The sequence below is a fragment of the Streptomyces goshikiensis genome, assembly GCF_014650555.1.
In the GTDB taxonomy this organism is placed as follows: domain Bacteria; phylum Actinomycetota; class Actinomycetes; order Streptomycetales; family Streptomycetaceae; genus Streptomyces; species Streptomyces goshikiensis.
The window spans coordinates 107620-120785 of sequence record NZ_BMVE01000007.1; the positions used below are offsets into that span (position 1 = coordinate 107620).

Consider the following 13166-nt stretch of genomic DNA (forward strand, 5'->3'; position numbering starts at 1 on the left):
GCTTCGGGTCCGCAGCCGCACCCGGAGCCGGACCCCGGGCCGCGACGGGTTCAGGGGCTCAGGGGCGCGGGGGCAGCTGATAGGCGCGCCGTTCCTCCCGCGTCGGCGGGTGCAGGATCCGGGCGGCGGCCAGCCGGAGCAGCGGCCCGGCGTCGGAGGCGGCCGGGGTCCACAGCCGTACGGTCCGGTCGCGCGAGGCGGTGGCGATCCGGGTGCCGTCGGGGGACCAGCACAGCCCGTTGGCCCAGTCGGCGTGCACACCGAGGACCGAGACGGCCGTACCGCCCGCCGGGTCCCAGAGCCGGACCGTCCGGTCCCGCGAGACCGAAGCGAGCCGCGCACCGTCGGGTGACCAGGCGAGGTCCTGGACCCGCTCGTCGTGCCCGGAGAGCACGACGGGCCCGGCTGCGGGGTCGGCGGCGGCCGCGCCGGGGTCGGCACCGGCCGCGCCGGGGAACTCCCATACGCGCAGGGTCCGGTCGCGCGATCCGGTGGCCAGCCGGGTGCCGTCCGGCGACCACGCGACCTTCCACACGTGGTCGGTGTGACCGCTCAGGGTGGCCACGGACCGGCCGCTCTCCGCGTCCCAGACGATGACCGTACGGTCGGTGCCGCAGGTCGCCAGCCACGCCCCGTCGGGGGACCAGTGCGCCCCCGTCACCCAGTCCGCGTGCCCCGACAGGACCCGGGGCGCCCGGCCGCCGGCCGCGTCCCAGACCCGTACGCTGCCGTCGCGCGAGGCGGTCGCGATCCGGGCGCCGTCCGGGGACCAGCACACCGCCGACAGCTCCTCGCGGTGCCCGTGGAGGGCGGTGTGCTCCGTACCGTCCGTCCCGTAGACGGCCGCGCTGCCGTCCCGGCGTCCCACGGCGATCCGCGTGCCGTCGGGGGACCAGGCGAGGTCCCCGCACTCCCCGGTGCGCAGGATCCCGGCGGGGGCGCCGTCGGCCGGGTCCCACAGCCGTACGGTGCCGTCCTGCGCGGCGCTCGCGAGCCGGGTGCCGTCCGGCGACCAGTCGGTCTGCCACACGGAGTCGGTGTGCCCGCGCAGCACCGCCCGCGGGGCGCCCGCGTCCCACACGGCCACGGTCCGGTCGCGGGAGGCCGTCGCGAGCCGCGCCCCGTCGGGGGACCAGGCCACGGCGTACAGGGTGTCGGTGTGACCGGCCAGCCAGACGGCCGCGGCGTCCTGCGGATCGGGCGCGTCCAGGTCCCAGATCCGGGCGCCCCGGTCCTGGTCCCCGGCGGCGAGCCGGCGCCCGTCCGGGGACCAGGCCAGGCAGTTGATGCCGTCCATGCTCCGCAGGGTGCGCAGGTTCTCGCCGGTGTACGGGTCCCAGAGCACGGCCGTCCGGTCCGTGGAGCCGGAGGCCAGCCGGGTGCCGTCCGGGGACCAGGCGAGCGCGGCCACGGTGTCCTGGTGCCGCAGCACCCGGACCACCCGGCCGTCCGCCACCCGCCAGATCCGCACCCGGCGGTCCTTCCCGGACGCGGCCAGCAGCGTCCCGTCCGGCGACCAGACCGCGTTCCACAGCATGCGGGCGTGCCCGACGAGGGTCCCGGCCAGGGTGAGGGTGTCGGTGTGCCACAGCCGCAGCGGGCCGGCGCCGCCCGTGACCAGGAGCCGGCCGTCCGGGGAGAACGCCACCACGGAGAGTCCGGTGCCGCCGCCCCCGCCGCGCATGTCCGGCTGGCTCACGGTGTTCAGCGGCCGCCAGGTGGTGGTGGACCACAGCGTGAGGCGGGCGTCGCGCGTCACGCACGCCAGCCGGGTGCCGTCGGGGGACCAGGCCACCGCGCGCGGCCAGTCGCCCGGGACGGGGATCTCGACCGGCGCCGCCGCGGAGCCGCTCCCGCCGTCCGCTCCCGCCTCCGGTTCCGATGCGGGACCGGTTCCGGCTCCGGGCCCGGTCTCGGACGCGGCCCCCGCCCCGGACTCCAGCCCGGCACCGGACCACACCCGGATCCGCCCGTCCCCCGAACAGGCCGCGAGCCGGCTGCCGTCGGGGGACCAGGCCGCGCCCGTGACCGGCCGGTCGAAGTCCTGGTGGACGGCCCGCAGCCGGGAGGCGTCCACCGCCGACCGCAGCGCCTGGACGGCGGCCGGTGTCGGCGCGTACTCGGTGACCGCGGCGTGGGCGATGCCGATCGCGGTCTCCGGCTCCCGCTCCACGTTCTCCAGCACCCGCGCGGCCACGGCGTCCGCGGTACGGGCCCGGGCGTCGCCGTCGCAGCGGGCGGAGGCCCCGACGAACTCCGCCGCGAGCCCGGACAGCGGAGCCCCGGCGCCCGCCTGCCACGCCCGGGCCGCCTGGAGCCGCTCCCCGGTCAGCAGATAGGCCCCGGCGCGCCCGGCGAACTCCCACTCCTGCGCCCAGCGCTCCAGCTCGGCCCGGCGGCGCAGCTGGTCGAGCCGGTCCGCGACGGCCAGCCGCAGCGGCCGCCACTGCCGCAGCAGCGCCTCGTGCGCGACGCCGAGCGTCCCGGCGTCCGAGGTGAGCAGCCGGCCGGCGACGAACGCGTCCGCCATCTCCCGCTCGGCGGGGCCGAGTTCGTCCCTCGGTACGCGCCGGCGGGTCGGCTCGTCCCGCTCCACGGTGACCAGCCGCAGCAGCATCTCCACGACCGGGTCGGCGCCCTCCCGGGGGCCCGGACCGAGCAGCGCCGCGTGGATCCGGTCGGCCTGACCGACCAGCGCGCCCGCGACCCCGCCGGCCTCCCGGTAGTGCGCGTGGGTGAGGGTGGACCCGGCGCCGCCGGCGCGCGCGTACAGCTCCTGGAGGGCGTACGCGAGCAGCGGGAGGGCGTCGCCGCCGCCGCAGTCGTCGACGATCCGGGACACCAGGCCCGGCTCGAAGGAGGCCCCGGCCGCGGCCGCCGGCCGGGCCACCACCTCGTGCAGGGCGTCCCGCCCGAGGGGGCCGATCAGCACCGGTTCGTGCGCGAGTTCCGCGAGGTCCGCCTCCAGGAACCCGGTCAGGAAGTCGGACCGGAGCGTGCCGACGAGCCACACCTTCGGTTCCCGGCGCAGCAGTTCCCGTACCTCCGCGGCGAACGCCGTCCGCTCCCCGGGCCCCGACAGCGTCAGCAGTTCCTCCAGCTGGTCCACCACCAGCACGAGCGGCCGCGCCCGCCCGGCCTCGGCGACCGCCTGCCGGAGCGCGCCGACCGGGTCGCTCCCCGGGGTGAAGACGGGCCCCGCGTGCCAGCGGGAGCGGCGCGCGGTCAGGGCGGGCAGCAGCCCGGCGCGCACCAGGGAGGACTTGCCCGATCCGGAGGGGCCGACCACGGTCACGAACCGCCGGGCCCTGGCCGGTACGGGCGGGTGCAGCCGGGCCACCAGCTCGGCGGTCTCCCGCTCGCGGCCGAAGAACACGGCCGCGTCCGCCTCCCCGAACGCCTCCAGGCCCGGGTACGGGGGCTGCCCGGCCGTCCACGACGGGGGCGCGGGCAGCGGGCGCCGCTCCAGCCAGCGCAGCCACACCTGACCGCAGGCCAGGGCGAGGAGCGCCAGCCCGACCAGGGGTATCGACCACGCGCGCAGCACCCGCAGCGGCAGCGGCACCTCGCCCTCCACGCTCGTCGCGTAGTTGGTGGCTATCCCGAGCAGGGCTCCCAGCAGCATCAGAAGGACGTCGAGTACCAGTGCGAGGGGCCGTCGTTGCATAGCCGACGAACCTAGTCGCCGGGCCTCGGAGTTGGGAAACCGGGCCCGGCCCCCGGACACCGCGGCAGGGGCCGGACCGGCGAGCCGTGGCCGGCGCCGGCGGCCGGCATGTTCGCCGATCACCGGTGGCAGGGCCGGGATCGGTCATACCCTGGCGGGACACTGGGCAAGGCTTTGTCATGGGGGGTGGCGGTGCAGCGCGGTGAGCTGATCGCGGGGCGGTACGAACTGATCAAACGGCTCGGCCGGGGCGGCATGGGTGAGGTGTGGGCCGCACGGGACCGAACGCTGCGCCGGGACGTCGCGGTGAAGATGCTGCACCTCGACGAGGCGGTCCACCCCGACCTGCCCCTCCGCTTCGAGCGGGAGGCGGTGGCCGCCGCCCAGATCAGCCATCCGAATGTCGTCGCCCTCTTCGACCGCGGCGTTCACGAGGACCTGTGGTTCCTCGTCATGGAGAGGGTCGACGGCACCGATCTCGCCCACCACATCCGCGCCGAGAACCCCATGGAACCGGCCCGCGCGCTGGACATCGCGCGGGAGATCTGTGCCGCGCTCGTCGCCGCGCACCAGGCGCATGTCATCCACTACGACATCAAGCCGCACAACGTGATGCTGACCCCGGACGGCCGTGTCAAGGTCGTCGACTTCGGCATAGCCGGCTTTCTCGGTACCACCTTCACCCTCGCCCCTTCTTCCCAGCTCACCCCCGCCGGGACCCCCCAGTACGGCGCGCCCGAGCAGTTCCTCACCGAACGCGGTGACGCGCGGTCCGACCTGTACGCCCTCGGCAGCGTCCTCTTCGCCCTCCTCGCCGGAGGGCCTCCGTTCGACGGCCACAGCAGCTTCGCCATCATGCAGCGCAAGCTCACCGAGGACGCCCCGTCTCTGGGTGAACTCCGCCCGGACCTGCCGGTCGCGGTCGTGCGCCTGGTCGATCAGCTGCTGGAGCGGGACCCGGACAGACGCCCCCAGACGGCAGCGGCGGTCCACGAACGGCTGGAGCGGCTCCGCGGCGCACTCCCGGATCCCCACGTCCCCCACGAGGCCACCGTCACTTCGACGTCCTCTCGTACCCTGGCCCCGCCTCCCACCCGGCGGGAACAGCCCACCCGGCGGGAGCCTCCCACCCGGCGGACGCCTTCCGCGGCCGGGGTCTTCGAAGTCTCCTGGTCCGGCCAGGAACCGATCACCGACTACGCTCCCTGCACGCGACGGCCGTCCAGAACGGTGTTACGGGTCCTGGCGGTCTGGGTGATCACCGCGGCGGCTTGCCTGCTCTTGGCCACGGGCGCCGTCGCGGAGTGGGACCCGGCGCCGGACGGGCAGAGGAACCCGGCATGGGTGCTGCTCGCCATGGTGGCGGTCCTCGGCTCTCTGGCGGGGCTCCTGTGCCTCTTCCCTCTCGTGGAAGCCCTGCGCCTGTGGCCTCTGCTCCGCAGGTCAGGCGGAACGCCCTGGACCCTCACCGTCGGTCCGCAGGGCATCGCCACAACGGGAGGCGTGATTTCTCGTACGGTCGCCTGGGACCAGATGGAAGCGGTCACCAGGGAGTCCATCCGCGCCGCTGTGCCCTACGAGTTCACCGGGCTGCACATCCGTCTGGCGAAGGACTCCAGCCAGTCTTTACGCGATCACCCGGCGGGCTGGCCCTACTCCGACGGCCCCACCCATCGCGGTGACGGCAAAGTACCGTTCTGTGTTCTCGGCCCACTGACCACACAGCAGCGCATCCGGCTCGCCGAAGCCCTCACCCGGCACGGCGGTCCGCTCTGGTACCCGCTGGTGAGCTAGGACGCGCCCGGACGGTGTCGGACGCCGCGCCGGCCGGGCCCGCCGCTTCGACGAGGGCTTCGACCAGGTCCTCGACGTACCGCGGCCGCGGCCGCCGGCGGCGGGGGGTGACCACCGCGATGTGCCGGGCGGGACGCGGTGGTTCGACCCGTACCAGGTGGGTTCCGGCGGACTCCGGGGCCAGTGCGATCCCCGGGATCAGCGAGACGCCGACGCCCGCCGCGACCAGCGTCCGGGCGAAGAAGTAGTCGGTGGTGGAGCCCGCCACCCGCAGCTCGAACCCGGCCCGCTCCGCGTACCGGCGCAGGAAGGCCTCCGTCCGCAGACAGCCCAGCACCCAGCGGTCGGAAGCGAGTTCACCGAGGCCGACCTCCTCGCGCCCCGCGAGCCGGTGCCCGTCCGGGAGGACGAGCCACAGCGGGTCGTCCGTCAGCGGCGTCCGGTCCAGCCCGGTGTGCGGCGGCGGCGGGCCGTCGAAGTGGTACGTCAGCGCGAGGTCGGCGACGCCGCGGCGGACCATCGTGACGGCGGCCTCCGGTTCGGCCTCCAGGACCGTCAGCTCCACCTCCGGATGCGCCCCGACGCACCGCGTCAGCGCCCCCGGCAGCAGCCGGCGGCCCCCGCTGGTGAACGTGGCGACCGTCAGCCGGGGCCGCTCCGTCAGCCGGTCGATCTCCCGGCGGACCAGGTCCAGTTCGGCGGTGATGGTCTCCGCCGTCTCCACCAGCAGCCGCCCGGGCTCGGTGAGCGTGACCCCGCGGGTGCTGCGCACGGCCACCGGCCGGCCCAGGCTCCGCTCCAGCGCCGCGATGTGCTGGGACACCGCCGACGGGGTCATGAGCAGGGCGGCGGCGGCCCTGCTGAAGCTGCCGTGCTCGGCCACGGACCGCAGCACCCGCAGCCGCTGCACATCGATCAACAGTTTTCCTTCACGCGCGTTCAGTGAGCAGCCAGTTCCGCTGGCGACCCTACAGCGGCAGGGTCGGACCCATGAAGCGGATTCTTGTCATCGGCGGCAGCCGGTACTTCGGAAAGCACCTGGTCAACCTGCTGGCGGAGGCCGGGCACGCGGTGAGCGTGCTCAACCGGGGCTCCGCCGTCCCGCCCCGGGGCGTGGGGCACCTCGTCGCCGACCGGGACGACGAGGAGCGGCTGCGCGCCGCCCTCGGCGGGCGCACCTTCGACGCCGTCGTCGACCAGGTCTGCTACACGCCCGGTCAGGCGGCCGTGGCCCGCCGTGTCTTCGCCGGGCGGACCGGGCGGTACGTGATGACCTCGACGATGGAGGTGTACGACCCCGCGCCACCCACCGCCGAGGCCCTCGGCTACGCGGAGGGCAAGCGGCGGGCCGAGGAGGTGTTCCTGGCCGAGCCGGCCCCCTTCGCCTTCGCCACCGTCCGCACCGCGCACGTACTCGGCGGCGGCCGGGCGGATTTCACCGGGCGGCTGGCGCACTACGTCGGGCGGATCGCCGCCGGGGCGCCGGTCGAGGTGCACGCGGCCCCGTACGCGACCTCCTTCATCCACCACCACGAGATCGCGGAGTTCCTGGGCTGGGCGGCGACGGGTGCCTTCACCGGCGCCGTCGACGCCGCCTCGCACGGCGCGCTGGACGTGCGCGAGCTGTGCGGGCTGATCGCGGGGCGGCTGGGCCGGCCGGTCCGCTACCGGGTCGTCGCCCAGGGCGCCGCCGCCTCGCCGTTCTCCTTCGACCGCGCGTACGCCCTGGACAACTCCCGTGCGGATGCGCTCGGTTTCCGCTTCGGCCACGTCGCGGACTGGCTTCCGCGCGCCGTCGACGAGACGCTCCGCGCCGCCCCGGACCGGGCCTGAAGGAGACGGCCTGAAGGAGACGGGCTAGCGGTCGCCCGCGTGCCGCTCCAGCGGAGTCGCCACCGCCGAGTTGCTCACACTGAACGTGACGCTCCCGGCCAGGTAGCGGTCGTCCGACCACTCGATCGGGCGCCCGGTGTTGGTGGCCGATACGTGCCGTTGGCGCAGCAGCGGGCTGCCGCGCCGGATCCCCAGCAGCCGGGCGTCCTCACTGCCGGCCGCGAGCGCGTCGATCAGGTGCTCCCCGTAGTGCGCGACGATCGCGGAGCCGGCCGCGAGGCCGTCCATGACCGAGCGGCAGTCCGGCTCCATCGCCTCGACCGCCGCCGCGACCCAGTCGGCGTACGCGGTGCGCTCCACCATGGTCGGCTCCCCGTCGAGCAGGCGCAGCCGCAGCACGGCCAGGATCTCCGTACCCGGCGCCAGCGCGAGGCGTTCGGCCTCCTCGGCGGTGGCGGGCCGCCGGGTCCGGGACAGGAAGCGGCTTCGGACCTCGTGTCCGACGCCCTCCGCCCACTGGGCGAAGCTGTTCAGTTCGCCGAAGCTGTGCCGGCGCTCCTGGCGCAGCACGATCCGCCGGGCGCCCTGCCGGGAGCCGATCAGCCCCTCGGAGGCGAGCGTGGCCACCGCCTGGCGGACGGTGCCGCGCGAGGCGGACCAGCGCGCGGCCAGGTCGCTCTCTGAGGGCAGCTGGGCCCCCACCGGGTAGTCGCCGGAGAGGATCGCGGCGCGCAGCGCCTCGGCGATCTCCAGATAGCGGACCCTGCCCATCGCGTGTGCCTCCTCGCTCCTCGTCGTGTGCGGCCACCCTAACCAGGGGCCGTTCTCTTGATCATTGACGCTGATCTGTCACGACTTCTTTCGGTCATTCGCATCTCTTCGTCGAGCCGTGCTCCACGGTCCAGCCCCCGTTCACCGTCCGTACAGCGGGCACGGGCGAACTGGAGCCAACTTGTTCAGACAAGTGATTGCCCCCTTAGTCTCCGGGAGAGACCGTGCTCAGTTCCTCCGCCCGTCGCGGTGCGGCCGTACTGCTCAGCGCCGCCGTCCTGACCACCCTCAGCGCGTGCGGCGCCGCACCCGAGGAGAAGACCGCCGGCGCCGGCGCCGACGGCAAGGCCAAGGTCCAGCCGGGCGCCGCCACCTCGGTGGCCGACCTGGGCGGCATGGAAGCCCTGGTCGCGGCCGCCGAGAAGGAGGGCCAGCTCAATGTGATCGCGCTGCCGCCGGACTGGGCGAACTACGGCGAGATCGTCAAGGCCTTCCAGGCCAAGTACCCCAAGATCAAGATCAACAGCGAGAACCCGGACGCCGCCAGCGCCGACGAGATCGCCGCCGTCAAGTCCCGCAAGGGCCAAAAGCGCGCCCCCGACGTCCTGGACCTCGGCATAGCCTTCGCGCGCAGCGGCGCCACCGAGAACCTGTTCGCCCCCTACAAGGTCACCGCCTGGGCCAAGATCCCCGACGCCCAGAAGGACGCGGACGGCCGCTGGTACAACGACTACGGCGGCTACGTCTCCATCGGCTGCGACGCCGCCCGCATCCCGAACTGCCCGCAGACCTTCGCGGACCTGCTGAAGCCCGAGTACAAGGGCAAGGTCGCCCTCAACGGCAACCCCACCAAGTCCGGCTCCGCCTTCGGCGGCGTCTACGCGGCCGCCCTCGCCAACAAGGGCTCCTTCGCCGACGTCCAGCCCGGCATCGACTTCTTCGGCCAGCTGAAGAAGAGCGGGAACTTCATCCCGGTCGAGTCCACCCCGGCCACCGTGGAGAAGGGCGAGACGCCCATCTCCATCGACTGGGACTACCTGAACGCCGGCTACGCCGACCAGTTCAAGGGCAAGGGCGTCGACTGGAAGGTCGCCGTCCCCACCGACGGCGTCTACGCCCAGTACTACTCGCAGGCCATCAACAAGGAGGCCCCGAACCCGGCGGCCGCCCGCCTGTGGATGGAGTTCCTCTACAGCGCCGAGGGCCAGAACCTCTGGCTGAAGGGCTACGCCCGCCCCGTCCTGCTCCCCGGCATGACCCAGGACGGCACCGCCGACAAGGAGGCCGTGGCCAAGCTCCCGAAGGTCGAGGGCACCCCGGCCTTCCCGGCCTCCGAGCAGCTCGACAAGGCCAAGGCCACCCTCGCCGAGAAGTGGGACAAGGCCGTCAGCTGATGTCCGCCACCACCACCCCCCACCCGAAGGGGACCGCCGGCGGCAACCGCCGCCGGCGGCGCGGCCCCCGCACCTGGCTCGCCGCCCTCCCCCTCCTCGCCTTCACCGGGCTCTGCTTCGGCATCCCGCTCGGTGCCATCGCCTTCGGCGCGGTCACCCGTACCGACCCGGCGACCGGCGCCGTCCGGCCGACCGGCGAACACCTTGCGCGCTCGCTCCAGGGCCCCTACCTCGGCTCGCTCATCGGCAGCGTCCAGCTCTCCGCCCTCACCGCACTCGTCGGCGGACTGCTCGGCGTCCTGATCGCCCAGGCCGTGGTCACCTCCCGCTCCACCGCCCTGCGCAGCGCCGCGCTGACCGCCTCCGGCGTCCTCGCCAACTTCGGCGGAGTCCCGCTCGCGTTCGCGTTCATCGCCACGGTCGGCATCTCCGGAGTCGTCACCCAGCTCGCCGACCTCGGCGGCCTCGGCTGGAGCCTCTACTCCTTCACCGGCCTCACCGTGGTGTACCTGTACTTCCTGATCCCGCTGATGGTGCTGGTGATCGCCCCGGCCCTGGACGGACTGCGCCCCCAGTGGCGCGAGGCCGCCCAGAACAACGGGGCCACCGCCGGACAGTTCTGGCGCCACGTCGGCCTGCCGGTCCTCGCCCCCTCCCTGCTCGGCGGGTTCGTGCTGCTCTTCGGCACCGCCTTCGCCGCGCACGCCACGGCCGCCGCCCTCGTCGGCGGCTCCGTCCCGCTGGTCACCCTCAAGATCGCGGACGCGCTGTCCGGAAACGTGCTGACCGGCCAGGAGAACGTGGCGCTGGCCCTCGGCCTCGACATGATCCTGATCGCCGGCCTGGTCATGGCGGTCTACCTGCCCCTCCAGCGACGGAGCGCCCGATGGCTGCGATGACCCCGACCGCCCCCGACACGGTGGAGGCCGGGACCTCCGGCGCGGCGCCGCGCGCGAGCACCCGGCGCCCCCGCCCGCGTTCCCGCCCCCGACCCCGCGTCTGGCGCGGAGCCGTCCTCGCGCTGGCGGGCGCGTACTTCCTCACCCCCCTCATCGCCTCCTTCGTCTTCACCGTGCACGTGCCCGGCCGGGGGATCTCCTTCGAGGCGTACACCGAGCTGCTCGCCGCCGACGGATTCACCCAGAGCCTGCTGCTCTCCCTCGGCCTGGCCGCCGCGACCATCTCGCTGTCGCTGCTGCTGGCCGTCCCGGCGCTGATCGCCGTACGGATCGGCTCGCCCCGGCTGCGGCCCGTCGTCGAGGTGGTGTGCATGCTGCCGCTGGTGGTACCGCCGATCGCCCTGGTCACCGGCATCACCACGGTGCTGCGCTGGGGACCGGAACACCTCTCGCGCACCCCGCTCTACCAGACGTTCCTGGCCGTCCAGAACGAGGACTTCCCCGTCGTCCTGGTCCTCGCCTACACCGTGCTGGCGCTGCCCTTCGTCCACCGCTCGCTCGACGCGGGCCTGCGCGCCATCGACGTGCCGACGCTGGTCGAGGCCGCCCGCAGCTGCGGAGCGAGCTGGCCGCACGTCGTCCTGCGCGTGCTGCTGCCGAACCTGCGGGCCTCCCTCGCCGGAGCGGCCTTCCTCACGCTGGCCCTCGTGCTCGGCGAGTTCACCATCGCCTCCCTCCTCGGCTTCCGGCCCTTCGCCGTGTGGATCGTCTCCATCTCCGGCGCCCAGGCCCGGATGTCGGTCGCCGTCTCCATCCTCAGCCTGGTGATCACCTGGCTGCTGCTGCTCCTCCTGTCGCGGGCCGCAACCGTCCCGGCCACCGTCTCCGCCGCTCCCGCCACCTCCCGCAAGGAGTCCTGAACCCTCATGTCCACCACCCTTCCCGCCGCGCGGAAGCCGGGAGACGCCGACGTCAGGGACACCCCCGCGGGCGCGCGCGTCGAATTCCGCGGCCTGCGCCGCGCGTTCGGCTCCACCGTCGCCCTCGACGGCCTCGACCTGACCATCGAGCCCGGTGAACTCGTCGCGCTCCTCGGCCCGTCCGGCTGCGGCAAGACCACCGCCCTGCGCGTCGTCGCCGGCTTCGAGCAGCCCGACTCCGGCGAGGTCCTCGTCGACGGACAGGACATCACCCGGATCCCGGCCAACCGCCGCGACGCCGGCATGGTGTTCCAGTCGTACAGCCTCTTCCCGAACCTCAGCGCCCGCGACAACGTGGCCTTCGGCCTGCGCGTACGCAAGGTCGCGGCGGCCGAGCGCCGCGAGCGGGCCGCCGAACTCCTCGACCTGGTCGGCCTCCCGGACCACGGCGACCGCTACCCGCACCAGATGTCCGGCGGCCAGCAGCAGCGCGTCGCGCTCGCCCGCGCGCTCGCCCTGCGGCCGCGCGTGCTGCTGCTCGATGAACCGCTCTCCGCGCTGGACGCCAAGGTCCGGGCCAACCTGCGCGACGAGATCCGCCGGCTCCAGCTCTCCCTCGGCATCACCACCGTGTTCGTCACGCACGACCAGGAGGAGGCCCTGTCGATGGCCGACCGCGTCGCCGTGCTGAACGCCGGCCGGCTGGAGCAGTGCGCGGCCCCCGCCGAGCTGTACGAGCGTCCCGCCACGCCGTTCGTCGCCGAGTTCGTCGGCACCATGAACCGGCTCCCGGGGCGGCTCGCCGACTCCGGGCTCGTGGAGGTCGTCGGCGCGCGCCTCCCGGTGGACGGCCCGGTGCCGGCGACGCGGGACGTGGAGGTCCTCGTACGCCCCGAGAACGTCACCGTCACCGTCCCGGCCGAGACGGACGCCGGCACCGACCGCACGGCCACCGTGGTCTCCGCCTCGTTCCTCGGCTCCGTGACCCGGCTCCACCTGGTCCTGCCCGACGGCACCTCCGTCAAGGCCGACCTGCCCTCGCGGGACGCCGGTGCACTGGTCCCCGGCGCGCGGGCGACCGTGGGCCTGACCGAGCGGCCCGTCCTCGTCGTGGCGAGGCCCGCATGAGCGAACTCGGCGCGGTCCTCTTCGACATGGACGGCACCCTCGTCGACACCGAGGTGCTGTGGTGGCGCACCACCGAGGAGGTCGCGGACGGCCTGGGGCACGCGCTGACCGACGCGGACGCCCCCGAGGTGGTGGGCCGCGCGGTGGAGGACACCGCCGCCCACCTGGTACGGGCGGCCGGCGCGGGCGATGCCGCCACGGTGGCGGCCGAGCTCACCGAGAACTTCTTCCGCAAGGTGGAGGCCGGGGCGCCGATGCGGCCCGGCGCCATGGGGCTGCTGACCGAACTGGCCGCCCAGGGCGTGCCGTTCGCGCTGGTCAGCGCCTCGCCGCGGGTGGTCGTCGACTCGGTGGTCGGCGGTTCGCTGGCCCGGGTTCCGTTCGCCTTCACCCTGTCCGCGGACGACACCCCGCGCACCAAACCGCACCCCGACCCGTACCGGGCGGCCGCCGAACGGCTCGGCCTCGCACCGCGGGAGTGCGTCGCGGTCGAGGACTCCCCGGACGGCGCCGCCTCCGCGGAGGCGGCCGGCTGCGGGGTCCTCGTAGTGCCCTCCCTGCTGCCGGTCCCGCCCTCCCCGCGGCGGGTGTTCGCCCGGTCGCTGGAGGAGGCGGACGCGGAACTGCTGCGGCGCTGCCTGGCCGCGGCCCACGGCGGCCCGTCCGCATAGGGCGCCACGAAAACCAGTGGAGCCGCCCCGCTGTGGGCCATTACCGTGCTGCCGGACAAGTCGTCTAGGCAAGGACGTTCCGTTGTACA

At 74.4% G+C, this 13166-nt stretch carries 10 protein-coding genes; 7 read left to right on the plus strand and 3 right to left on the minus strand.

The window, feature by feature from the left end; genetic code table 11:
* Positions 1–58 precede the first annotated feature (58 nt).
* Complete coding sequence (locus IE248_RS38215) at positions 59–3667, minus strand: NACHT and WD repeat domain-containing protein (RefSeq protein ID WP_190031435.1); 3609 nt, start codon at positions 3665–3667, stop codon at positions 59–61.
* A 192-nt stretch (positions 3668–3859) separates the two neighbouring features.
* Here IE248_RS38215 and IE248_RS21600 point away from each other — a divergent pair, with 192 nt between their 5' ends.
* Complete coding sequence (locus tag IE248_RS21600) at positions 3860–5461, plus strand: serine/threonine-protein kinase (RefSeq protein ID WP_190031436.1); 1602 nt, start codon at positions 3860–3862, stop codon at positions 5459–5461.
* Here IE248_RS21600 and IE248_RS21605 read toward each other — a convergent pair.
* Positions 5418–6380, minus strand: a complete 963-nt coding sequence (locus tag IE248_RS21605) for a LysR family transcriptional regulator (protein ID WP_190031437.1) — start codon at positions 6378–6380, stop codon at positions 5418–5420. The two genes, IE248_RS21600 and IE248_RS21605, sit on opposite strands and share 44 nt — an antisense overlap.
* Positions 6381–6451: 71 nt before the next feature.
* On the opposite strand from IE248_RS21605, the gene IE248_RS21610 reads away from it, so the two are divergent.
* The gene (locus tag IE248_RS21610) at positions 6452–7294 is read left to right on the plus strand and encodes an NAD-dependent epimerase/dehydratase family protein (RefSeq protein ID WP_190031438.1); all 843 of its coding nucleotides are present in this window, start codon (positions 6452–6454) and stop codon (positions 7292–7294) included.
* A gap of 24 nt (positions 7295–7318) precedes the next feature.
* Here IE248_RS21610 and IE248_RS21615 read toward each other — a convergent pair whose 3' ends face one another.
* Positions 7319–8065, minus strand: a complete 747-nt coding sequence (locus tag IE248_RS21615; RefSeq protein ID WP_123076033.1) for a GntR family transcriptional regulator — start codon at positions 8063–8065, stop codon at positions 7319–7321.
* Between the two features lie 224 nt (positions 8066–8289).
* On the opposite strand from IE248_RS21615, the gene IE248_RS21620 reads away from it, so the two are divergent.
* From IE248_RS21620 to IE248_RS21640, 5 genes are read left to right on the plus strand one after another with little or no spacing between them, the layout of a single operon-like run.
* Entirely contained in the window at positions 8290–9459 is a 1170-nt protein-coding gene (locus IE248_RS21620; RefSeq protein ID WP_073793967.1) for an ABC transporter substrate-binding protein, read from the plus strand.
* A complete protein-coding gene (locus tag IE248_RS21625; RefSeq protein ID WP_047960455.1) occupies positions 9459–10358 on the plus strand; it encodes an ABC transporter permease in 900 nt (299 codons plus the stop codon). The genes IE248_RS21620 and IE248_RS21625 overlap by 1 nt, the downstream gene beginning before the upstream one ends.
* Positions 10355–11278: an ABC transporter permease gene (locus IE248_RS21630; protein WP_373301583.1), complete on the plus strand. Its 924-nt coding sequence runs from the start codon at positions 10355–10357 to the stop codon at positions 11276–11278. Before IE248_RS21625 ends, IE248_RS21630 begins: the two co-directional genes overlap by 4 nt.
* Positions 11279–11284: 6 nt before the next feature.
* A complete protein-coding gene (locus tag IE248_RS21635) occupies positions 11285–12406 on the plus strand; it encodes an ABC transporter ATP-binding protein (RefSeq protein ID WP_190031439.1) in 1122 nt (373 codons plus the stop codon).
* Positions 12403–13077, plus strand: coding sequence for an HAD family hydrolase (locus IE248_RS21640; protein ID WP_190031440.1), 675 nt, complete (start codon positions 12403–12405; stop codon positions 13075–13077). The genes IE248_RS21635 and IE248_RS21640 overlap by 4 nt, the downstream gene beginning before the upstream one ends.
* Positions 13078–13166 lie beyond the last annotated feature (89 nt).